A 23,347-nucleotide genomic window follows, 5' to 3' on the forward strand; every position below is an offset into this window, starting at 1 on the left:
ACATCTAACAAGGTTTAGATGAAAACATTACTGAGTTGTTCGGTTCAGTTTTGAGGGAGCAAATCTCTCAAAACCGATAAAATTTCTGCTTCAGCGTGTTATGATAGCTGACAGGGCAGAATTTTTACATTTGTACCTTGAAAACTAAATAAGAGTAAAGTAACAACGACATCAAACCGAAAAAGTCATGTACGTTCGTACATGCAGATGAAAAAGAAACAAAGCTTATTCATAAGTAGCTAGTTAAGTGAACAAGAGCGCACGGTGGATGCCTTGGTACTAGGAGCCGAAGAAGGACGGGACTAACACCGATATGCCTCGGGGAGTTGTAAGTAAACATTGATCCGGGGATTTCCGAATGGGGAAACCCACTACTCGTAATGGAGTAGTACATCTAACTGAATAGATAGGTTAGATGAGGCAGACCTGGGGAACTGAAACATCTAAGTACCCAGAGGAAGAGAAAGCAAAAGCGATTTCCCAAGTAGCGGCGAGCGAAACGGAAACAGCCCAAACCAGAAAGCTTGCTTTCTGGGGTTGTAGGACATTCCAATAGGAGTTATCAAGAAGTGTTTTAAACGAATCGATCTGGAAAGATCAGCCAAAGAAGGTAACAGCCCTGTAGTTGAAAAGACATTTCCTCCGGAATGTATCCTGAGTACGGCGGAACACGTGAAATTCCGTCGGAATCCGGGAGGACCATCTCCCAAGGCTAAATACTCCCTAGTGACCGATAGTGAACCAGTACCGTGAGGGAAAGGTGAAAAGCACCCCGGAAGGGGAGTGAAATAGAACCTGAAACCGTGTGCTTACAAGTAGTCGGAGCACGTTATTGTGTGACGGCGTACCTTTTGTAGAATGGACCGGCGAGTTACGATTGTATGCAAGGTTAAGTGGAAGACACGGAGCCGTAGCGAAAGCGAGTCTTAATAGGGCGAATGAGTATGCGGTCGTAGACCCGAAACCGTGTGATCTACCCATGTCCAGGGTGAAGGTCAGGTAACACTGACTGGAGGCCCGAACCCACGTACGTTGAAAAGTGCGGGGATGAGGTGTGGGTAGGGGTGAAAAGCCAATCGAACACGGAGATAGCTGGTTCTCTCCGAAATAGCTTTAGGGCTAGCCTCAAAGGAAGAGTACTGGAGGTAGAGCACTAATTGGGCTAGGGGCCCCCACCGGGTTACCAAACCTAGTTAAACTCCGAATGTCAGATACTTATCTTTGGGAGTCAGACGATGGGTAATAAGTCCATTGTCGAGAGGGAAACAACCCAGACCACCAGCTAAGGTCCCCAAGTATACGTTAAGTGGAAAAGGATGTGGAGTTGCACAGACAACCAGGATGTTGGCTTAGAAGCAGCCACCATTTAAAGAGTGCGTAATAGCTCACTGGTCGAGTGACTCTGCGCCGAAAATGTACCGGGGCTAAACGTATCACCGAAGCTGTGGATTGTTCCGTAGGAACAATGGTAGGAGAGCGTTCTAAGGGCAGAGAAGGTTGACCGAGAGGACAGCTGGAGCGCTTAGAAGTGAGAATGCCGGTATGAGTAGCGAAAAAAGAGTGAGAATCTCTTTCACCGAAAGCCTAAGGTTTCCTGAGGAAGGCTCGTCCACTCAGGGTTAGTCGGGACCTAAGCCGAGGCCGAAAGGCGTAGGCGATGGCCAACAGGTTGATATTCCTGTACCACCTCATATCCGTTATGAGCAAAGGGGGGACGCAGGAGGATAAAGAATCGCACGGATGGAAGTGTGCGTCCAAGCAGTAAGAGAGTCAGATAGGCAAATCCGTCTGACAAGTATCTTGAGCTGTGATGGGGAGGGAAATATAAGTACCGAAGTTCTTGATTCCACACTGCCAAGAAAAGCCTCTAGCCAGGATATAGGTGCCCGTACCCTAAACCGACACAGGTAGGCAAGAAGAGTATTCTAAGGTGAGCGGGAGAACTCTCGTTAAGGAACTCGGCAAAATGACCCCGTAACTTCGGGAGAAGGGGTGCTTCTTGCATGAGAAGCCGCAGTGAATAGGCCCAAGCGACTGTTTATCAAAAACACAGGTCTCTGCGAAGCCGTAAGGCGAAGTATAGGGGCTGACACCTGCCCGGTGCTGGAAGGTTAAGGGGAAACGTTAGTACTTCGTACGAAGCGTAGAACTGAAGCCCCAGTAAACGGCGGCCGTAACTATAACGGTCCTAAGGTAGCGAAATTCCTTGTCGGGTAAGTTCCGACCCGCACGAATGGTGCAACGACTTGGGCACTGTCTCAACGAGAGACCCGGTGAAATTATACTATGCGTGAAGATGCGCATTACCCGCGACAGGACGGAAAGACCCCGTGGAGCTTTACTGCAACTTGATATTGAATGTTTGTGCAGCTTGTACAGGATAGGTGGGAGCCATTGAAACCGGAGCGCTAGCTTCGGTGGAGGCAACCGTGGGATACCACCCTGGCTGCACACACCTTCTAACCCAGGACCGTGATCCGGTTCGGAGACAGTGTCAGGTGGGCAGTTTGACTGGGGCGGTCGCCTCCTAAAGAGTAACGGAGGCGCCCAAAGGTTCCCTCAGAATGGTTGGAAATCATTCGAAGAGTGTAAAGGCAGAAGGGAGCTTGACTGCGAGACCTACAAGTCGAGCAGGGACGAAAGTCGGGCTTAGTGATCCGGTGGTTCCGCATGGAAGGGCCATCGCTCAACGGATAAAAGCTACCCCGGGGATAACAGGCTTATCTCCCCCAAGAGTTCACATCGACGGGGAGGTTTGGCACCTCGATGTCGGCTCATCGCATCCTGGGGCTGTAGTCGGTCCCAAGGGTTGGGCTGTTCGCCCATTAAAGCGGTACGCGAGCTGGGTTCAGAACGTCGTGAGACAGTTCGGTCCCTATCCGTCGTGGGCGCAGGAAGTTTGAGAGGAGCTGTCCTTAGTACGAGAGGACCGGGATGGACACACCTCTGGTGTACCAGTTGTTCCGCCAGGAGCATAGCTGGGTAGCTACGTGTGGCAAGGATAAGTGCTGAAAGCATCTAAGCATGAAGCCTCCCTCAAGATGAGACTTCCCATCATTTTAAATGAGTAAGATCCCTTAGAGACGATAAGGTTGATAGGTCCGAGGTGGAAGTGTGGTGACACATGGAGCTGACGGATACTAATAGATCGAGGACTTAACTAACACATTTCGGTTGTCACACGTTACGATGCACTCTTATTTAGTTTTTAGGGTACAAAACCTAAAAAAATATGGAAATTCTTTTGAAGCAGAAAAGAATGACCAACAGAAGTTGGTCTGGTAGTAATAGCAGAGAGGTCACACCTGTTCCCATGCCGAACACAGCAGTTAAGCTCTCTAGCGCCGATGGTAGTTAGGGGTTACCCCCTTGTGAGAGTAGGACGCTGCCAGGCCATATTAAAAACTTGTTAGGTATATTTTACTTAACAAGTTTTTTTGTTGTTTATAAATTTTATTTAAATTATCCTCTTTAAAATAATTACAATTCCAATGTTTATTATGTTTTATAGAATATATTGTTCCCCTATTTTAGCAGTATAAAAGGACATTATATAAAAAATAAATGGGTAGTAGATAGTTAGAGAAAAATGAATACCTTATATTTAGCTGATTGTATTGCTAAGGGATTATTTCGCTTTTGAAAAAGGTTCATTTCACCTATTTTCGTCGCTCAGTTCCCAGGTGTTATAAACATCAAAGGTTAAAACACAGAAAGATTGTTTATAATATTTAGTCATGATGGTTGCAAATAAAAGTCAAAATAACGTATAATAAAGTCAAATATAGTCAAAGTCAAAAGAGTTTCATATATGGGCATTGGCTATAAAATGGTAATGTTATTTCAAGAGGTGATATTTTATGAGTAATATTACAGATATTATTGAGCGCTACTTAAAACAGATATTACAGACACAAGGGAAAAACATGATTGAGATTAAAAGAAGCGAAATTGCAGACCAATTTCAATGTGTCCCTTCGCAGATTAATTATGTTATTAAAACACGCTTCACGTTAGAAAAGGGTTATATCATTGAAAGTAAACGTGGTGGAGGAGGATATATTCGCATTTTCCGTATTGAACACCAAGATGAATCAGAATTAATTGATGAATTAATTAGTATGATTAATCCAACAGTTTCACAACAAACAGCGATAAATGTTGTAGAACGGTTATTTGAAAAAGAAATTATTACAAAACGAGAAGCTAAAATTATTTTAAGTGCAATGGATCGAACAGCTATAGCGATTGATTTACCATATCGTGATGAAGTAAGAGCTAGAATATTAACTGCTATTCTTACTTCATTGAAGTTTAATGATAGGTGAGGAGGGAATGAAATGGAATGTCAAGAATGCCATAAACGACCTGCTACCGTTCGCTTTACACAGGTCATAAATGGTACAAAGAAAGAAGTGCATATTTGTGAAGTATGTGCCAAGGAAAAAGGTTATATAACACATAGCGATGATGCATATTCTCTCCATGACTTATTAGCTGGATTATTCAATTTTGATTCCTCACCATTTAAGAAACAGGAATCAACATTCCATGATGTTGATGAAATGGAATGTCCGAAATGTAAAACAACATTTGCAGAATTTAAACGGACAGGTAAGTTTGGTTGTGCAACATGTTATGAGACGTTTGCTCCTCGTCTAGATTCTATTTTTCGCCGAGTGCATAGTGGTAATACAAAACATGATGGGAAAATACCTAGACGTAAGGGCGGAGATTTGCATGTGAAAAAACAAATCGAAGTGTATAAATTGCAAATGCAGGATTTAATTGAAAAGGAAGCTTTTGAAGAAGCTGCTAAGATAAGAGATAAAATTAAAGAATTAAAGACAGCATACATTAAGAAAGATGGTGATCAATCATGAGTTTAAAAGACTTTATGAATGAAGCCATTAGTCCGTGGATGCGTGAATCAGGTCCAGATAGTGATATTGTCTTAAGTAGTCGTATTCGTTTAGCACGTAATTTTGCACAGGAAACTTTTCCACTTGCTGCAAATCAGGGAGAACTAGCTCAAGTATGCAATTTTTTTGAAAATGAATTCGCAATGACATCCCTTGATGAATACGAAGATTTTCAATTTATTTCTATACAGGACTTAACAACAATTGAACGACAAGTGCTTGTAGAGAAACATTTAATTAGTCCGCATTTGGCAAAGCAGTCAAATGCCGCAGCTATATTAATTTCGAAGAATGAGCAAGTCTCTATTATGATTAATGAAGAGGATCATATTCGCATCCAGCTATATTTCCCAGGATTACAGGTGAAAAAAGCGCTAGATGAGGCTTTTAAAATAGATGATTGGTTGGAAGAGAAGATTGATTATGCTTTTGATGAGGAAAAAGGATATTTAACAAGTTGCCCAACAAATGTTGGAACTGGCTTGCGTGCGTCGGTAATGATGCATCTTCCTGCTTTGATGTTAACAAAACAACTAAACCGAATGATTCCAACGATTAATCAGCTAGGCTTTGTTGTTCGTGGTATCTATGGTGAAGGTAGTGGGGCAGTTGGCAATATATTTCAAATCTCTAACCAAATTACATTAGGTAAATCAGAAGAAGATATTGTAGAAGATTTACAAAGCATCGTTACACAATTGATTGAGCATGAAAGAAGAGCACGAAAAGTATTAGTGGAGCAATCAACGGTTAGCTTAGAAGATAGAATTTTTCGCTCTTATGGGACATTAGAACATAGTCGTGTTATTGAATCAAAAGAGGCTGCATCTTGTTTATCAAATGTTCGCCTAGGAATTGATTTAGGAATGATTAATGAGATTCCAAGAAATATTTTGCACGAATTAACAGTACTGACTCAACCAGCGTTTTTACAGCAATATGCGAAAAGAATTTTAAGTGCAAATGAGCGAGATATATTACGTGCAACGCTTATTCGTGAGCGATTGCAATTGGAGAAATAAGGTAAAGATAGGAGGAATTATATATGATGTTTGGGCGCTTTACAGAAAGAGCACAAAAGGTGTTGGCATTATCCCAGGAGGAAGCAATTCGTCTCAATCATAATAATATTGGAACTGAACATATTTTATTAGGCCTGATTCGTGAGGGAGATGGAATTGCAGCAAAGGGTTTACAGGCATTAGGGTTAGAAACAGAAAAAATTCAAGAAGAAGTAGAAAAACTAATTGGTGTAGGCAATCAACCAATGCAGACGATTCATTATACACCACGTGCTAAAAAGGTTGTAGAATTATCCCAAGATGAAGCGCGTAAGCTTGGTCACTCCTATGTAGGTACAGAGCATATTTTGCTTGGTCTTATTCGTGAAGGTGAGGGTGTCGCTGCACGTGTGTTAAATAACCTTGGAATTAGCTTAAATAAGGCCCGTCAGCAAGTGTTACAGTTATTAGGTACAAATGAGTCGCAAGCTGCTAAACATGGCCGCAATCAAGCTTCTAGTGCAAGTACACCGACATTGGATTCTTTAGCGAAGGATTTAACAGCGAGTGTAAGTGAAGGAAAGATTGATCCAGTTATTGGTCGTGATATAGAAATTCAACGTGTTATCCAAGTATTAAGTCGTCGTACGAAAAATAATCCAGTATTAATAGGGGAGCCAGGAGTAGGGAAAACAGCGATTGCTGAAGGATTGGCTCAACAAATTGTAAATAATGAGGTTCCAGAAATCTTACGTGAAAAGCGTGTAATGGTTTTAGACATGGGGACAGTAGTAGCTGGTACGAAATATCGTGGTGAATTTGAAGACCGTTTAAAAAAGGTCATGGATGAAATTCGTCAGGCGGATAATGTTATTTTATTTATTGATGAATTACACACTTTAATTGGTGCTGGTGGCGCAGAGGGTGCTATTGATGCATCAAATATTTTAAAACCATCCTTATCTCGTGGTGAACTTCAATGTATTGGAGCAACGACATTAGATGAATATCGTAAATATATTGAAAAAGATGCTGCACTAGAGCGTCGTTTTCAGCCAATTCAAGTAGATGAGCCTACTGCTGAAGAGGCAGTTCAAATTTTACATGGTTTACGTGATCGTTATGAGGCACATCATCGTGTGACTATTACTGACGAGGCGATTGAAGCAGCTGTGAGCTTATCTAATCGTTATATTTCTGATCGTTTTTTACCGGATAAGGCAATTGACTTAATTGACGAAGCAGGATCTAAGGTTCGTTTGCAATCTTACACTATTCCACCTAATTTAAAAGAGCTAGAAGAACAATTAGAGGAAGTTCGTAAGGAAAAGGATGCAGCGGTGCAAAGCCAAGAGTTTGAAAAAGCAGCATCTCTTCGTGATTCTGAGCAAAAATTACGTGATGAATTAGATAAGATGAAGAATAAATGGCAAGAAACGCAAGGGCAAGAGGACGCAGAGGTAACAGTAGATGATATTGCCGCTGTCGTTTCCATCTGGACAGGAATTCCTGTATCGAAAATGACAAAAGGTGAATCTGTAGAACTACTGAATTTAGAGAAAACACTTCATGATCGCATTATTGGTCAGGAAGAAGCAGTCACAGCAGTAGCAAAAGCGATTCGTCGTGCTCGTGCAGGCCTAAAAGATCCAAAACGTCCTATCGGTTCATTTATCTTCTTAGGTCCAACAGGAGTTGGTAAAACAGAGCTTGCTAGAACGTTGGCAGAAGCTATGTTTGGTGAAGAAGATGCGATGATTCGTATTGATATGTCTGAATATATGGAGAAGCATTCTACCTCTCGTCTTGTGGGATCTCCTCCAGGCTATGTTGGTTATGAAGAAGGCGGTCAGTTAACGGAAAAGGTAAGAAGGAAACCGTATTCTGTCATTCTTCTAGATGAAGTGGAAAAGGCACATCCAGAAGTATTCAATATTTTATTACAAGTATTAGAAGATGGACGTTTAACAGACTCCAAAGGAAGAGTAGTTGATTTCCGTAATACAGTTATTATCATGACTTCAAATGTCGGTGCAAGTGAATTGAAGCGTAATAAGTATGTTGGCTTTAACCTTGGCGAAGAAGGCCGAGAGCATACGGATATGAAGAAGAAAGTAATGAATGAAATGAAAAAGGTGTTTCGTCCGGAGTTTTTAAACCGTATTGACGAAACAATTGTTTTCCATTCTTTAGAGAAGAAGCATATGAAAGAGATTGTTGTGCTTATGGTTGCGGAATTGAAGAAGCGCTTAAATGAATTAGATATTGATTTTTCTATCACAGATAAAGCGATAGAAAAGATTGCTTCTGAAGGCTTTGATCCAGAATATGGTGCTAGACCATTACGTCGCTCGATTCAGAAGAATGTAGAAGATCTATTATCTGAAGAATTGTTGAAAGGTACGTTTACAAAAGGACAAAAGGCTAAAATTGGTTTAAATAGCAAGGGAGACTTTATTGTTTTATCATAAAAGTCAAAGAGACTGGGACAAAAGGAAAAACTAAGCTTGAAATCCGAACAGTATTCAAATGAAGCGTAGGAAAAATACGTAGACTCCTCGTCGGCTAAAGTCGGTCACGTCCTGTGACCAACGCCGACACTAGGACATCGTGTCCGTCGTGGGAGAAAGGCCTAGGCGAGACCTTGGAGTGCACAGCACGAGTCAGACGAGTACGCCACATCACGAGAGCAACGTCTGCATTAGGACGTCCTGTCCGTCGAGGCTCTCCAGCCGCCCATGGAAAGCGAAGTATATTTCCGAAGCGGGTATTTGCTCAATTTGTTTGGAATTAGCTAAGTAATAAAACCTTTTGTCCCAGCCCCTTTTTAACAAATAAAATTTGCCCTTCTAAAAGAAATGTGGCATATTTAAGGAATTTTGCCAAGAAATTGATAGATGGCTGTAACCAAACAACTTATAAAATTTAGTAAAATAGAAGATATATACCGTCAGGAGGAGAATTTAGGAGTGGCCAAGCGAAAAGTGAAGTTTGTTTGTCAGGAATGCGGGTATATTTCACCTAGATGGATGGGAAAGTGTCCTGGCTGTAATCAATGGAATACATTACATGAAGAAATAGAAGTATCAAGTCGTAGTGGTCATGTTGTAGGTGGTGAAGGATTTAGTAAGCCTGAGAAAATCACAGCAATTGAATCAGAGAAGGAACCACGAATGGGAACTTCCATGCGCGAATTTAATCGTGTGCTAGGTGGAGGTATTGTTCCAGGCTCCCTTGTATTAATTGGTGGAGACCCGGGAATCGGGAAATCTACTTTATTACTTCAAGTATCCTCACAAATTGCTGAAAAACAATTGCCTGTGCTATATGTTTCTGGAGAGGAGTCTGTCCAACAGACAAAATTACGGGCAGATCGTTTACAAGTAGCTTCAAATTCCCTTTATGTAGTTTCTGAAACGAATTTAAATATGATCCGTCAGCATATTGAGTCTTTAAAACCCTCCCTTGTTATTATTGATTCGATCCAAACAATATATCGTGAAGAAGTAACAAGTGCACCAGGAAGTGTAACACAAGTACGTGAATGTACGTCTGAATTAATGAAGCTTGCAAAAAATAATGGGATTCCAATATTTATTGTGGGGCATGTGACAAAGGAAGGAGCAATTGCTGGTCCCAGAATGCTAGAGCATATGGTGGATGCAGTGCTCTACTTTGAGGGAGAGAGACATCATACATATCGAATTCTACGGAGCGTGAAAAACCGTTTTGGTAGTACGAATGAGATGGGAATCTTCGAAATGAAAGAGCAGGGACTACGCGAGGTGTTAAATCCGTCAGAAATCTTTTTAGAGGAGCGTTCTCAAGGGACGTCAGGTTCAACCGTAGTTGCTTCGATGGAAGGGACAAGACCTGTACTAGTAGAGATTCAAGCGTTAATTTCTCCATCTAGTTTTGGTAATCCGCGCCGAATGGCAACAGGAATTGATAATAACCGTATTTCCTTATTAATGGCGGTACTCGAAAAACGTGTTGGATTAATGCTTCAAAACCAAGATGCTTATATCAAAGTAGCAGGTGGTGTGAAATTAGATGAACCTGCCATTGATTTAGCCATTGCAATTAGTATCGCCTCGAGCTTCCGTGACCAATCAACAAGACCAGATGATATTTTTATAGGCGAAGTTGGTTTAACTGGTGAAATTAGAAGGGTTTCTCGTATTGAACAAAGAGTGCAGGAAGCGGCTAAGCTTGGGTTTAAGCGAGTAATATGCTCTCAAAATAATTTAGAAGGGTGGAGTCCACCAAAAAACATACAAGTAATAGGTGTTAAAACAGTACAAGAAGCATTGAAAATGAGCATGGATTCACAAAAATAAAAAGAATGAATTTTACTGAAATACGAATTTTGGATAATTTTGTCGAAAGAGCTCATTGACTTTAGGTATTCAGTATGGTAAAATTTTACCTTTTTGACTGAAAATTTCCACTATGTTATGATTTATTAGTGAAAGGGGAATGAGATTGAGAAAAAAAGGTAATAATAATGAATGGAGGTGTCAGGCATGTTGAAAAAAATTGTAAGTATATTTTTTATTATTAGTGGGTTAACACTAGGTTATTTATATGGTCCAAGACTATTTAGCTTATTAAACATTACTAGCCCAGAGTGGTTAACTTCGCCTTATATTGGCGCAATAATTGGTGGACTCATATTTTTTATTATTTCATATTTAATAGCAGATTATATTGTAGGTTTTTTACGCTGGATAGAGGATGGACTGATTAAAGTTCCAGTAGTGGACTTGTTTTTTGGTAGCTTAGGACTCATTCTTGGTTTAATTATTGCCTATTTAATTAACTTACCAATCCAAGATATTAATATACAATTTGTATCACAGGTAATTCCTTTATTTTTAACTATTGTATTAGGTTATTTAGGTTTTCAGGTTGGCTTTAGACGTCGGGAAGAGTTTGCAACATTAATCTATTTAAATCGTCGAGAAAAAGAGAAGCGCAAGCCTGTATCTGGAGAGAAGAATAAGGAGAAAACTTCTTCATCATCTAAACCAAAAATCTTAGATACAAGTGTTATTATTGATGGAAGAATCGCAGATATTTGTCAAACTGGATTTTTAGAAGGTACGATTGTTATTCCGCAATTTGTTTTAGGAGAATTGCAGCATATTGCAGATTCATCTGATGTGTTAAAACGTAATCGTGGGCGCCGGGGACTTGATGTCTTAAATCGTATTCAAAAGGAAATTCCGGTAAAAGTAGAAATCTTTGAAGGTGATTATGAAGATATTCCAGAAGTAGATAGTAAGTTAATTAAGCTAACAAAGGATTCTGGCGGAATATTAGTGACGAATGATTATAACTTAAATAAAGTAAGTGATTTCCAGGGAATACCTGTTCTTAATATTAATGATTTAGCAAATGCTGTGAAGCCAGTAGTGCTTCCTGGAGAAGAGCTTGTTGTACAAGTAATTAAAGATGGTAAGGAACAAAAACAAGGAATTGCTTATTTAGATGATGGTACAATGATTGTTGTAGAAGATGGACGAGACTTCATTGGTCAAACGATTGAAGTAGTAATTACAAGTGTCCTACAAACTTCTGCTGGACGGATGATCTTCGCAAAACCAAAATCACTTGAAAAAGCATTATAAAAAGGGTATAAATTAAAGAGGATAAAAAAGAGGCAGGGATATAACTGAAGTTGTTCTTGGAAAAGGTTGATGAAGCTTATATGATCAAGTATTGTACAAGCTTCATCACTTTCCCATTATTTTTAACTCGTTATTTCCCGGCCTTTTGTTAGTATAAAGATTTCAAAATCTGATCGTAAACCTTTATTTAAAGGGAAGGGGACTAATCATGGGGAACACAGAAGTTCGCGTACGTTATGCACCAAGTCCGACAGGTTATTTACATATCGGAAATGCACGTACAGCATTATTTAATTATTTATTTGCAAAGCATTTTGATGGGAAATTTATTCTTCGTACAGAAGATACAGATTTAAAGCGAAATGTAGAAGGTGGAGAAGAAAGTCAATTTCTCTTTTTGAAATGGTTAGGAATCCAGTGGGATGAAGGTGCGGATATTTCAGGTAATTATGGTCCGTATCGTCAAACAGAACGCTTAGATATTTATAGAAAGTATTTGGATGAACTTTTAGCTAGAGATCTGGCATATGAATGCTTTATGACGGAAGAGGAGCTAGAAGCAGAGCGTGAGGAGCAGCGCGCGAATGGACAAGTACCAAAATATTCTGGTGCACATAGCAATCTAACGCCTGAGCAAATTGCTGAATTCCGTGCAGAAGGTAGACAACCAAGCATTCGTATTCGTGTGCCAAAGAATAAAACATATACGTTCCAAGATATCGTACGAGGAAGAATTTCATTTGATTCTAATGATATTGGGGACTGGGTAATTGTAAAGAAAGATGGTTATCCTACATATAACTTTGCTGTAGCAATTGACGATCATTTAATGGAAATTACTCATGTATTACGTGGAGAAGAGCATATTTCAAATACACCAAGACAGATGATGATTTATGATGCATTTGATTGGAAAGCACCACAATTTGGACATATGACATTAATTTTAAATGAAGATCGTAAAAAGCTAAGTAAACGTGACCAGCATATCATTCAGTTTATTGAACAATATCGTGATTTAGGTTATTTGCCAGAGGCATTATTTAATTTTATTGCTTTACTTGGTTGGTCTCCAGTGGGAGAAGAAGAGATCTTCGATAGAGAAACATTAATTAAAATTTTCGATCCAGAACGTCTATCTACTTCTGCAGCGATTTTCGATGTGAAGAAGCTACAATGGATGAATGGTGAATATTTAAAAGCAGCAGACTTACAAACGGTAATTGATCTTGCGCTACCACATTTAATTGAAGCAGGCAATTTACCAGCAGATATGGATGAAACACAACGAGCTTGGGCGGAGGAAGTTATTTCACTTTATAAAGAGCAGTTATCATACGGAGCAGAGATCGTTGAATTAACAGAGCTTTTCTTTAAAGAGGAAATTAACTATGATGAAGCGGCTCAGGCTGTATTACAAGAAGAACAGGTGCTTGAAGTATTACAAGTACTTACAGATAAGTTAATCCATTTAGACGAATTTACAGCTGCTAATATTAAAGATCAAATAAAAGCTACACAAAAAGAAACAACACATCGTGGTAGAAAATTATTTATGCCAATTCGTGTAGCGACTACTGGCCAAACAAATGGACCGGAGTTACCAAAGGCTATTGAATTATTAGGAAAAGAAGTTATCCTAAAGCGTCTAGATACAGTATTAAAAAATTTAGAAGCTTAATTGATTCACAGGTTATAGAAAATATAATATAGTATAGGTAATATGATATTCGTTTCTAAGGACAAGTAAAAAGTTTGAACTTATACAGAGAGAATCACATTGGCTGGAAGTGATTTTAAGGGCTGCTTTTGAAATGCACCTTATTTATAAAACGACGGTATACTCTACCGATAACAAGAGTAAAAAGTCGGGAGAACCTAAGTGTCTCCAATCAGAGTGGAACCGCGCGATATGAGCGTCTCTGTGTAAAATTTTACACAGAGACGCTTTTTTTAAAGCAAAAATAAATAAGAAAGGCTGTATATGAGCATGTTTAAACGAATGAAAGAGGATATGGATAATATCTTTGACCAGGATCCCGCTGCACGTTCGTACGTAGAAGTCTTTTTGACATATTCTGGTTTACATGCGCTATGGGCCCATCGAGTGGCACATGTTTTCTATCGATGGAAGCTATATTTTATTGCTCGTGTTATTTCGCAAATCAGTCGCTTTTTAACGGGTATTGAGATCCATCCTGGAGCAAAGATTGGTAGGAAGTTTTTTATTGATCATGGAATGGGTGTAGTTATCGGAGAAACATGTGAAATAGGAGATAATGTAACCATTTATCAAGGTGTAACACTTGGTGGTACAGGTAAAGAAAAGGGAAAACGTCATCCAACCATTAAAGATAATGTTTTAATTGCAACAGGAGCAAAAGTGCTTGGTTCGATAACGATTGGCGAGTATTCTAAAGTGGGTGGAGGTTCTGTTGTACTAAAAGATGTACCAGATCATGCTACTGTCGTTGGTATTCCTGGTCGAGTCGTTGTTAAAGATGGTGAGAGGGTAACTCATAATTTAGACCATCATATCTTGCCAGACCCTATTGCTGATCGTTTTAAACGGCAACAAGAGGAGATTGAGCTTTTGAAAGCAGAAATAGAAAAATTAAAGGGAGATAGAGAGTAATGACAATCAATATTTATAATACATTGACACGTCAAAAGGAAGCATTTAAGACAATTGAACCAAATAAAGTACGAATGTATGTCTGTGGTCCAACTGTTTATAATTATATTCATATTGGAAATGCACGTCCTGCAATTGTGTTCGATACAGTTCGTCGTTATTTAGAGTATCAAAAATTTGAAGTGAAGTATGTATTAAATTTCACAGATGTAGATGATAAGATAATTGATGCTTCTCAAAAATTAGGTGAGAGTGTTAACACATTAACCAATCGTTTTATTGATGCTTATTTAAATGATGTTCGTGCACTTGGCGTGAAAAAGGCAACATATCACCCGAGAGTGACAGAAACAATGGATGAAATCATTGAATTTGTTAAAGGATTAATTGATAAGGGCTATGCGTATGAAATAGAAGGAGATGTCTATTTCAAACCACGTGCATTTGATGAATACGGGAAACTTTCTGATCAATCCATTGATGAATTGCGTTCTGGTGCGCGTATTCGTGTAGGGGAAATTAAAGAGGATCCACTTGACTTTGCATTATGGAAAAAAGCAAAGCCTGGCGAAATTGCATGGGAATCACCTTGGGGAGAAGGGCGTCCGGGCTGGCATATTGAATGTTCTGCAATGGCAAAAAAATATTTAGGAGAAACCATTGATATTCATGCTGGAGGTCAAGATTTAACATTTCCACACCATGAGAATGAAATTGCGCAGTCAGAAGCATTAAATGAAAAGCCATTTGCTAATTACTGGATGCATAATGGATATATGAACATTGATAATGAGAAGATGTCAAAATCACTCGGTAACTTTATTTTAACGAAGGATTTATTAGCAAATCATGACCCACAAGTATTACGATTCTTTATGCTAAGTGTGCATTATCGTAATCCGATTAACTTTACAGAGGATTTACTCGAAAGTGCGAAAAATAGCTTTGAACGAATTAAAACAGCGTATTTTAACTTGTCACATCGCAAGGAAACAAGCACAAACTTACCTCAAGATAATACAGAATGGTTTGCGAAAATAGATGATCTCCGTAAGCAATTTGAAGAAGCGATGAATGATGATTTCAACACAGCAAATGCAATTTCTGTGTTATTTGATATTGCAAAGGAAGCAAATGTTTATTTAAATGAAAAGCAAACATCTGAAGAAGTTATTGAAGCATTCCAAGCATTGCTTCGTACCTTCTTAGGTGTACTAGGGATTGAGCTACAAGAAGAAGCAGAATTGCTAGATGATGAAATCGAAGCATTAATCGCAGAGCGTGAGGATGCTAGGAAGAATCGTGATTTCGCACGTGCAGATGCTATTCGTGATGAATTACGCAGCCAGGATATTATTTTAGAGGATACGGCACAAGGGGTTCGTTGGAAGAGAGGTTCCTAATGGCAATTGATGTAAAACAAATGAAAAGCTTAGCTTTAGCCTATATGGGAGATGCCGTATATGAATTATATGTCCGAAATCATTTAGTGCAAATAGGAGAAGTGAAACCAAATGAATTACATCAACGAGCTATATCCTTCGTTGCTGGTAAAGCACAAGCTGAAATTGTACGTCACTGGATAAGCACAAAGTTTTTGACAGAAGAAGAGGAGGCAGTTTTTCGCAGAGGTAGAAATGCGAAATCTGCCTCTATCCCAAAAAACTTAGATGTACAAACATATAGACATAGTACAGGCTTTGAGGCAGTTATTGGATATCATTATTTATTAGGTAATGAGGAAAGATTACAAGAGCTACTTGCTGAAGCAGTTGCTTATGTTGAACAACGCTAAACCTATCATTTTTCTTCACTTGCTCTACATTTTTATACAAAGGAGGAATTTTAGTGGATGAAGAACTGATTATTGGAAAAAATCCTGTTTTAGAAGCATTGAAATCTGGGCGTTCTGTGAATAAAGTGATGATATCTGATCAAGTGAATCAAAATTTTGAACGACAAATTCAACAAGCAGGTAAAAAAGCAGGAACAATTGTACAGAAGGTACCAAAAAATAAATTAAACCAACTGACATCAGAGAACCATCAGGGTGTAGTTGCTTATGTCGCTTCTTATCAGTACGCATCATTAGAAGATTTATTCCAAGCGGCAGAACAAAAAGACGAGTTACCTTTCTTTATTTTATTAGATGAACTGGAGGATCCACATAATCTTGGCTCCATTCTTCGGACGGCTGATGCAACAGGCGCGCATGGTGTAATTATCCCTAAGCGACGTTCTGTTGGTTTAACGGCGACAGTAGCGAAAACGTCAACAGGTGCGTTAGAATATGTTCCTGTTGTCCGTGTGACAAACATGGTAGATACGATTAATGAACTAAAGGAACGAAATGTCTGGGTTGTTGGGACAGATGCTGAAGGTTCCGAGGATTATCGTAATTTAGATGGTGAAACAGCGCTTGCTCTCGTAATTGGTAGTGAAGGAAAAGGCATGAGTCGACTTGTCAAAGAGTCTTGTGACTGGACAGTAAGTCTTCCAATGAAAGGACAAGTTACATCCTTAAATGCATCCGTTGCTTGCGGATTACTGCTTTATGAAGTATATAGAAAACGACATCCGGTTGGGAACTAGCAATGAATGTGTTGATTGTTGATGGGTATAACATCATTGGAGCATGGAGGGGATTTCATGAGGTCAATGATTTAGCATTGGCACGTGACCATCTTCTTAATTTAATGGCAGATTATCAAGCATTCTCTGGATTTCGTGTCATCGTTGTGTTTGATGCTCATCATGCAGATGGACCAGAAAGTAAAATGGAGCAATATAAAATAGAAATAATTTATACGAAAAAAGATGAGACAGCAGATGAATGTATAGAGCGGTTAATATTAAAATATAAAAACATTCAAAATGAAGTTTATGTAGCGACATCAGATTACTTAGAACAACGCATCATCTTTGGAAAAGGTGCTTTGAGGAAGTCTGCACGAGAGTTGCTTTTAGAGATAGAGGAATTTTCCAAAGAAGTGGAATCGAAAATGGAAGAGCATAAAAAGGAAAAGCCTCCATCTACTATTAATTTAAATGATGACATTCGTGCGGTATTTGAAAAATGGCGCCGAGGTGTCAAATAAAAAAATCTTAACAAAAAATTCTACATGAAGCGACATGTGGAATTTTTTGTTGTATAGGATCTATTGATGGCTGAAAAGACTTATCTCTATTCTATCTAGCTAATAAATATCTTTTGAAAATAATAGAAAAGAAAGAATGATAAAGTTGTTATATCTCTCTATTTTCGTCAGGATATGATGTTTTTTTACTTCATGATAAATTCAGTATATTGAGTTATGGAAGCGCTTACTGTATAATCTGTAAATAATTACAAAAGCGGATTGGGGGAGTACAGTTGGGTGTTAGCCAATTAGAAATAGAGAATAGAAGCTTGCACATGTTAGTAGATGATGAATTAGTACAATTAATCCGTCGTGGTCATGCTGAGGCCCTCGATTTTATGATTGAAAAGTACAAGAAATTCATTTGGTCAAAGGCGCGTACGTATTTTATTATTGGAGGAGATAGAGAGGATATTATCCAAGAAGGCATGATTGGCTTGTATAAGGCGATTTGTGATTATGATCAGGACAAGCTAGCATCGTTTAAGGCATTTGCAGATCTGTGTATTACTAGACAAATGATTACTGCAATTAAAACAGCAACTCGCCAGAAGCACATTCCTTTGAATTCTTATGTATCACTAGATAAGCCTGTCTATCATGAAGAAGAGTCAGAGCGTACATTATCTGATGTACTTCCTGGAACAAAAGATGTAGATCCTCAAGAATTACTTGTTAATCAAGAAAAATATGGACAAATGGAGCTAAAAATGTCTGAATTATTAAGCGATTTAGAGCAGAAGGTATTGCAATTATATCTAGATGGTTATTCTTATCAAGAGATCTCAGAGCGGTTGAAGCGACATGTGAAATCGATTGACAATGCTCTTCAACGAGTGAAAAAGAAATTAGAGGATTTTGTAAAAAAGAGTGATTTTATTTTTTAAAATGGACAAGAACTAATAAATGATTGACACGTTTCTTTGCCCATGCTACATTAATAAAGTATAAAACCCTGATTTGGGGTGAGATAATGAGTAATAAAGTGATATTAGCTTGTTCAGTTTGTCTAAACAGAAACTATTCGACATATAAAAATCAAACAACGACATTAGAACGCTTAGAAGTGAAAAAGTTTTGCAAACACTGCAATTCACATACGCTTCATCGTGAAACGAAATAGAGAGTATCCTTCTGGGGGAGTATGGTAAAATGGTTAAGTTTTTAAAAGACGTATCAAGAGAAATGAAAAAAGTAAGTTGGCCTAAAGGTAAAGAGCTAACAACATATACCATTACAGTTGTGGCAACAGTAGCGTTTGCGGCGGTTTTCTTTGCAGTGGTTGATTTCTTGATTTCACAAGTATTAAATAGATTATAAAATAATTGATTGAATAAATTGGATTTTTTTATGTTATAATGAAAATTAATATGCACGTTAGCAAAAACCCGAATGATTCCGGGTTTTTTAATATTGTTTTTAAAATTAATCGACAGAAGTCCTTAGCGTTTCAATTGAAAAGGTTCGGAGTAATCTTTTTAGTAGGAGATGGGACATAAGATCAAATAATTGATAAAAGATATGTTGTAGGAGGGAGAGGATAAAGCATGGAAAAGAATTGGTATGTTGTTCATACATATTCTGGTTATGAAAATAAAGTAAAAACAAATTTAGAAAAGCGCGTTGAGACAATGGGGATGCAAGACAAAATTTTCCGCGTGCTTGTTCCAGAAGATGAACAAACAGAAGTGAAAGACGGTAAAACAAAATTAACAAAGAAAAAAGTTTTCCCTGGTTATGTATTAGCTGAAATGGTTATGACAGATGACTCTTGGTACGTTGTTCGCAATACTCCAGGAGTAACAGGCTTTGTTGGTTCTAGTGGTCAAGGTGCAAGGCCAACAGCATTGCTTCCAGATGAAGTGGAGGTAGTACTCAAGCGTATGGGTATTAATGATGCTGCCGTTCAGATTGACTTCGAATTAAAAGAAAGTGTACGTGTTTCTGATGGTCCATTTGCTGATTTTGAAGGAACGATAGAGCATATTGATCATGACAAGAAAGTTGTACGTGTTCATGTTAATATGTTTGGTAGAGAAACACCTGTTGAACTAGACTTTTCACAAATTCAAAAATTATAAAATCAATAGAGCCTCAAAAAGATATGATCTAGCTTTTCACATATACTATCCATCCAGCTGAGGCAAGACATAAGTGATTTTCTGAAAATAAACAGAAAATCACTTGCTTTTTGTAGATATACGTGCTAGAATTCTCATGTTATTCATATGTGCTTACAAAAGTGAGTTTATGAATAAAAATGAGTGGGAGGGTCTCTAAAACTAAACAAGAGTCCCAATTTACCACATCACGGACTTTAAGGAGGTATGTCTCGTGGCTAAAAAAGTTATCAATATTGTAAAACTACAAATCCCAGCAGGAAAAGCAAATCCTGCACCACCAGTTGGACCAGCATTAGGTCAAGCGGGAATTAATATCATGGGATTTTGTAAGGAGTTCAACGCACAAACACAAGAACAAGCTGGTTTAATTATTCCAGTTGAAATCACAGTGTTTGAAGATCGTTCATTTACTTTCATTACAAAAACTCCACCAGCAGCTGTTCTTTTAAAGAAAGCAGCAGGTATTGAAAAAGCTTCTGGAGAGCCTAACCGTAACAAGGTTGCTGTCGTGAAGCGCGATAAAGTGAGAGAAATTGCTGAGAGTAAAATCGTAGACTTAAACGCAGCTGATGTTGAAGCGGCAATGCGTATGGTTGAAGGTACAGCTCGCAGCATGGGAATTACAATCGAAGACTAATTATAATTTAGGATAAGTCTCTAAATTATAAAGTAAGGATAATCTTAGTTATCCTTTTTTATAAAAGGCACGGTCTTTTATAAGTGGGAGGTATATCCGCTAAAACCACAATAGAGGAGGAAATGATATGGCGAAAAAAGGTAAGAAATATAATGAATCTGTAAAGCTTGTTGATCGTTCAAAAGCTTACGGCATTGAAGAAGCTGTTGCATTACTTAAAAAAGTAGCAAGAGCAAACTTTGATGAGACAGTTGAAGTTGCTTTCCGTTTAGGTGTTAACCCTAAGAAAGCAGACGAGCAAATCCGTGGAGCAATGGTATTACCACACGGAACTGGTAGAACTCAAAAGGTTCTAGTATTTGCTAAAGGTGAAAAAGTAAAAGAAGCTGAAGCAGCAGGAGCAGATTATGTAGGAGATCAGGACCTAATTGATAAAATCAATCAAGGTTGGTTCGAATTCGACGTAATTGTTGCTACACCTGATATGATGGCTGAAGTTGGTAAATTAGGACGTGTATTAGGACCTAAGGGCTTAATGCCAAACCCGAAAACTGGTACAGTAACATTCGACGTTGAAAAAGCTGTTAATGATATTAAAGCTGGACAAGTTGAATACCGTGTGGATAGTGCTAGTAATTTACACGTTCCAGTTGGTAAGATCTCTTTTGATGATCAAAAATTAATTGAGAACTTCACAGCATTAATCAAAACAATTATTCAAGTGAAGCCACAAGCAGCTAAGGGGACTTATATCCGTAATGTTTCTATTACGTCTACAATGGGCCCTGGAATTAAAGTAGATGCATCAGGTTTTACTCGCTAAAAAAAGATTGACTTTACAAGCCTGATTTGTTATGATGAATCTCGGCTTGATATATAAATCAAATACGTTGTACCGTAGACAGTAGGGGCTTTATTGCTTAATCATCCTACCGAGGTGTTTAATTGCAAAATAATCTTTAATGATGTTTGCTTAAGCCTCCATGTCTACATGGAGGCTTTTCTCGTAGAGGCGGTCTTAACAATGTATAACGATGTCAGTTGGAGGTGGAAAAATGTCTAAAGTACTTGAGAGAAAACAAAGTATTGTACAAGAAATCAGTGAAAAATTCCAAGAAAGCCAAACAGCTGTTGTTGTTGACTACCGTGGACTAAGCGTATCTGAAGTTACTGCACTACGTAAAGAACTTCGTGATGCTGGCGTTGAGTATAAAGTTTACAAGAATACATTAACTCGTCGTGCAGTTGCTGATACTGATTTGCAAGGCTTAACTGAAACTTTAACTGGTCCAACAGCTGTTGCTTTCAGTAAAGATGATGTTGTTGCTCCTGCTAAGATTCTTAGCAATTTCGCTAAAGATCACGAAATGTTAGAAATCAAAGGTGGAGTAATTGAAGGAAACGTAGCTACACTTGATCAAATCAAGGAACTTGCTACTCTTCCAGATCATAATGGACTTGTATCTATGTTACTTAGCGTATTACAAGCGCCTATCCGTAACCTTGCTTACGCTGCAAAAGCTGTTGCTGATCAAAAAGATGAAGCACAGGAAGCTTAATTTTTGTACGAAATGATTACGAAAAAATAAAATAATGGTTTATTTAAATTAGGAGGAAATAAAATGACTACAGAACAAATCCTTGAAGCTGTAAAAAACATGACAGTTTTAGAATTAAATGATTTAGTTAAAGCAATTGAAGAAGAATTTGGAGTAACTGCTGCAGCACCTGTTGCTGTTGTAGCTGGTGGAGCTGCTGAAGGTGGCGCTGAAGAAAAATCTGATTTTGACGTTGTACTTGCTGATGCTGGTGCTTCTAAGATTAAAGTAATCAAAGCTGTTCGTGAAATCACTGGCCTTGGTCTTAAAGATGCTAAAGAGCTTGTAGATGGAGCTCCAAAAGCAATTAAAGAAGGCGTAGCTAAAGAAGAAGCTGAAGAAATGAAAGCTAAGTTAGAAGAAGCTGGAGCTTCAGTAGAACTTAAATAATTAAAATATGAAATAAAAAAAGCTCGTCAATTTTTTGACGGGCTTTCACCATCTTTTGATACTTAGAAACAGTCAGGTGCTTTAAATGACCTGATGTCTGTAATGATTATAAGAAAAAGCGGGTGTCGTTATGTCAGACCATTACTTTTCAGAAAACCCTCAGTCTAAAAGCAAACCAATCATATGGGAATACATTTTACGTGGTGAAACATTTAAATTCACTAGTGATGTTGGTGTGTTTTCAAAGCATGGGGTTGATTTCGGCTCACGGCTTTTGATTGAAAGCTTTGTTGAACCAGAAATAGAGGGAGATTTTTTGGATCTTGGTTGTGGATACGGGCCGATTGGTATTGCCCTTGCAAATTCATTTCCAAACCGCCAAATAATAATGGCTGATGTAAATGAAAGGTCTGTAGCTCTAGCAGAGAAAAATGCAAAAGCAAATCAAGTGGAAAATACAAAAGTGATTCAGTCGGATCGTTTTTCTAATATACAATCACATCAATTTGCAGCAATTTTAATAAATCCGCCGATTCGAGCAGGGAAAAAAGTAGTTTATCACATGTTTGAAGAAAGTGAACAAGCATTAATGTCGCAAGGTGAGTTGTGGATTGTTATTCAGAAAAAACAAGGTGGGCCTTCAGCCAAAGATAAATTAGAATCATTATTTGGAAATGTGGATATTATTGCGCGGAGTAAAGGATATTTTATATACAAAGCTAAAAAGATTTGACCTTGATTCATGAGTGTGGTAATATAATTAGATGGTAATATGAGGTTTTTATTGTCAAGAGTTTCTTTAGATTTACAAAATCAGGGTAAAGAAGTGTATAAAATTTAAACAATAGGGTATGACTTGTTAAAATGCCAGAAAATTATTATTGGTGTTACTTGTAACAAATCATTTTGAACAGCTTTTTATTATTTTAAACCTAGAAATGATTTATATCGCTAGGTTTTTAGTGAAGAGCCTTTTTCTATATTTTAAAATATAACTGAAAATGATTAAGAAAACAAGTGACAAAAAACAATAACTGGCAGAACCTTTTCACGAAAAACGTAAAATATATAGTGGAAATGGGAAATGACAAGTTTTTTGTCTTTATGATTTTAAAATCAACATTTCTTCATTGTTCGTACTCTTTGATAAGTTCGTTTTAGGACGGTGAGTATTAGAATGTGGATTTTTATCAAAGAAACGATAGCATTCTGATGAAAGCCTTTATCTTCAATGACAGCAGAAGACTCTGATTTCTATTCTATAGGTA

21 protein-coding genes, 2 rRNA genes and 1 other annotated feature are annotated in these 23,347 nt (G+C 38.1%); all 23 genes read left to right on the forward strand.

What is annotated here, in order from left to right; genetic code table 11:
• Positions 1 to 241 precede the first annotated feature (241 nt).
• Positions 242 to 3,164, forward strand: a 23S ribosomal RNA gene (locus AB4Y30_RS00495).
• A gap of 113 nt (positions 3,165 to 3,277) precedes the next feature.
• Positions 3,278 to 3,394 (forward strand): 5S ribosomal RNA (rrf, locus tag AB4Y30_RS00500).
• 466 nt (positions 3,395 to 3,860) lie between these two features.
• A complete protein-coding gene (locus AB4Y30_RS00505) occupies positions 3,861 to 4,328 on the forward strand; it encodes a CtsR family transcriptional regulator (protein ID WP_368653578.1) in 468 nt (155 codons plus the stop codon).
• 12 nt (positions 4,329 to 4,340) lie between these two features.
• A complete protein-coding gene (locus AB4Y30_RS00510) occupies positions 4,341 to 4,883 on the forward strand; it encodes a UvrB/UvrC motif-containing protein (RefSeq protein WP_368653579.1) in 543 nt (180 codons plus the stop codon).
• Positions 4,880 to 5,944: a protein arginine kinase gene (locus tag AB4Y30_RS00515; RefSeq protein WP_368653580.1), complete on the forward strand. Its 1,065-nt coding sequence runs from the start codon at positions 4,880 to 4,882 to the stop codon at positions 5,942 to 5,944. Before AB4Y30_RS00510 ends, AB4Y30_RS00515 begins: the two co-directional genes overlap by 4 nt.
• A gap of 23 nt (positions 5,945 to 5,967) precedes the next feature.
• Positions 5,968 to 8,394, forward strand: coding sequence for an ATP-dependent protease ATP-binding subunit ClpC (gene clpC / locus AB4Y30_RS00520; protein ID WP_368653581.1), 2,427 nt, complete (start codon positions 5,968 to 5,970; stop codon positions 8,392 to 8,394).
• A 498-nt stretch (positions 8,395 to 8,892) separates the two neighbouring features.
• On the forward strand, positions 8,893 to 10,263 hold the full coding sequence (radA, locus tag AB4Y30_RS00525; protein ID WP_368653582.1) for a DNA repair protein RadA: 1,371 nt from the start codon (positions 8,893 to 8,895) through the stop codon (positions 10,261 to 10,263).
• Positions 10,264 to 10,449: 186 nt separating this feature from the next.
• Positions 10,450 to 11,556: a PIN/TRAM domain-containing protein gene (locus AB4Y30_RS00530; protein WP_368653583.1), complete on the forward strand. Its 1,107-nt coding sequence runs from the start codon at positions 10,450 to 10,452 to the stop codon at positions 11,554 to 11,556.
• Positions 11,557 to 11,764: 208 nt separating this feature from the next.
• The gene (gene gltX / locus AB4Y30_RS00535; protein WP_368653584.1) at positions 11,765 to 13,237 is read left to right on the forward strand and encodes a glutamate--tRNA ligase; all 1,473 of its coding nucleotides are present in this window, start codon (positions 11,765 to 11,767) and stop codon (positions 13,235 to 13,237) included.
• A 309-nt stretch (positions 13,238 to 13,546) separates the two neighbouring features.
• Complete coding sequence (gene cysE / locus AB4Y30_RS00540) at positions 13,547 to 14,191, forward strand: serine O-acetyltransferase (protein WP_368655138.1); 645 nt, start codon at positions 13,547 to 13,549, stop codon at positions 14,189 to 14,191.
• Positions 14,191 to 15,594: a cysteine--tRNA ligase gene (gene cysS / locus AB4Y30_RS00545; protein ID WP_368653585.1), complete on the forward strand. Its 1,404-nt coding sequence runs from the start codon at positions 14,191 to 14,193 to the stop codon at positions 15,592 to 15,594. The genes cysE and cysS overlap by 1 nt, the downstream gene beginning before the upstream one ends.
• Positions 15,594 to 15,986 carry a Mini-ribonuclease 3 gene (locus AB4Y30_RS00550; protein ID WP_368653586.1) on the forward strand — a complete coding sequence of 131 codons (393 nt, stop codon included), beginning with the start codon at positions 15,594 to 15,596 and terminating at the stop codon, positions 15,984 to 15,986. The genes cysS and AB4Y30_RS00550 overlap by 1 nt, the downstream gene beginning before the upstream one ends.
• A gap of 53 nt (positions 15,987 to 16,039) precedes the next feature.
• On the forward strand, positions 16,040 to 16,783 hold the full coding sequence (gene rlmB / locus AB4Y30_RS00555) for a 23S rRNA (guanosine(2251)-2'-O)-methyltransferase RlmB (protein ID WP_368653587.1): 744 nt from the start codon (positions 16,040 to 16,042) through the stop codon (positions 16,781 to 16,783).
• Between the two features lie 2 nt (positions 16,784 to 16,785).
• The gene (locus tag AB4Y30_RS00560; RefSeq protein WP_368653588.1) at positions 16,786 to 17,289 is read left to right on the forward strand and encodes an NYN domain-containing protein; all 504 of its coding nucleotides are present in this window, start codon (positions 16,786 to 16,788) and stop codon (positions 17,287 to 17,289) included.
• A 275-nt stretch (positions 17,290 to 17,564) separates the two neighbouring features.
• Complete coding sequence (sigH, locus tag AB4Y30_RS00565) at positions 17,565 to 18,218, forward strand: RNA polymerase sporulation sigma factor SigH (RefSeq protein ID WP_368653589.1); 654 nt, start codon at positions 17,565 to 17,567, stop codon at positions 18,216 to 18,218.
• Between the two features lie 86 nt (positions 18,219 to 18,304).
• Positions 18,305 to 18,454 carry a 50S ribosomal protein L33 gene (gene rpmG, locus AB4Y30_RS00570; protein WP_368653590.1) on the forward strand — a complete coding sequence of 50 codons (150 nt, stop codon included), beginning with the start codon at positions 18,305 to 18,307 and terminating at the stop codon, positions 18,452 to 18,454.
• Between the two features lie 29 nt (positions 18,455 to 18,483).
• Positions 18,484 to 18,651 (forward strand): preprotein translocase subunit SecE, encoded by a 168-nt coding sequence (secE, locus tag AB4Y30_RS00575; RefSeq protein ID WP_368653591.1) that lies wholly within the window; start codon positions 18,484 to 18,486, stop codon positions 18,649 to 18,651.
• Positions 18,652 to 18,878: 227 nt separating this feature from the next.
• Positions 18,879 to 19,412, forward strand: coding sequence for a transcription termination/antitermination protein NusG (gene nusG, locus AB4Y30_RS00580; protein WP_368653592.1), 534 nt, complete (start codon positions 18,879 to 18,881; stop codon positions 19,410 to 19,412).
• Between the two features lie 253 nt (positions 19,413 to 19,665).
• The gene (rplK, locus tag AB4Y30_RS00585) at positions 19,666 to 20,091 is read left to right on the forward strand and encodes a 50S ribosomal protein L11 (RefSeq protein ID WP_368653593.1); all 426 of its coding nucleotides are present in this window, start codon (positions 19,666 to 19,668) and stop codon (positions 20,089 to 20,091) included.
• 127 nt (positions 20,092 to 20,218) lie between these two features.
• A complete protein-coding gene (gene rplA, locus AB4Y30_RS00590; protein WP_368653594.1) occupies positions 20,219 to 20,914 on the forward strand; it encodes a 50S ribosomal protein L1 in 696 nt (231 codons plus the stop codon).
• Between the two features lie 54 nt (positions 20,915 to 20,968).
• Positions 20,969 to 21,105, forward strand: a sequence feature (ribosomal protein L10 leader region).
• A 41-nt stretch (positions 21,106 to 21,146) separates the two neighbouring features.
• Complete coding sequence (gene rplJ / locus AB4Y30_RS00595) at positions 21,147 to 21,650, forward strand: 50S ribosomal protein L10 (protein WP_368653595.1); 504 nt, start codon at positions 21,147 to 21,149, stop codon at positions 21,648 to 21,650.
• A gap of 63 nt (positions 21,651 to 21,713) precedes the next feature.
• The gene (gene rplL / locus AB4Y30_RS00600; protein ID WP_368653596.1) at positions 21,714 to 22,079 is read left to right on the forward strand and encodes a 50S ribosomal protein L7/L12; all 366 of its coding nucleotides are present in this window, start codon (positions 21,714 to 21,716) and stop codon (positions 22,077 to 22,079) included.
• Between the two features lie 130 nt (positions 22,080 to 22,209).
• The gene (locus AB4Y30_RS00605; protein ID WP_368653597.1) at positions 22,210 to 22,812 is read left to right on the forward strand and encodes a class I SAM-dependent methyltransferase; all 603 of its coding nucleotides are present in this window, start codon (positions 22,210 to 22,212) and stop codon (positions 22,810 to 22,812) included.
• The last annotated feature ends 535 nt before the right edge of the window (positions 22,813 to 23,347 follow it).

It is taken from the genome of Ornithinibacillus sp. 4-3 (assembly GCF_040958695.1).
Classification (GTDB): Bacteria; Bacillota; Bacilli; order Bacillales; family Amphibacillaceae; genus CALAMD01.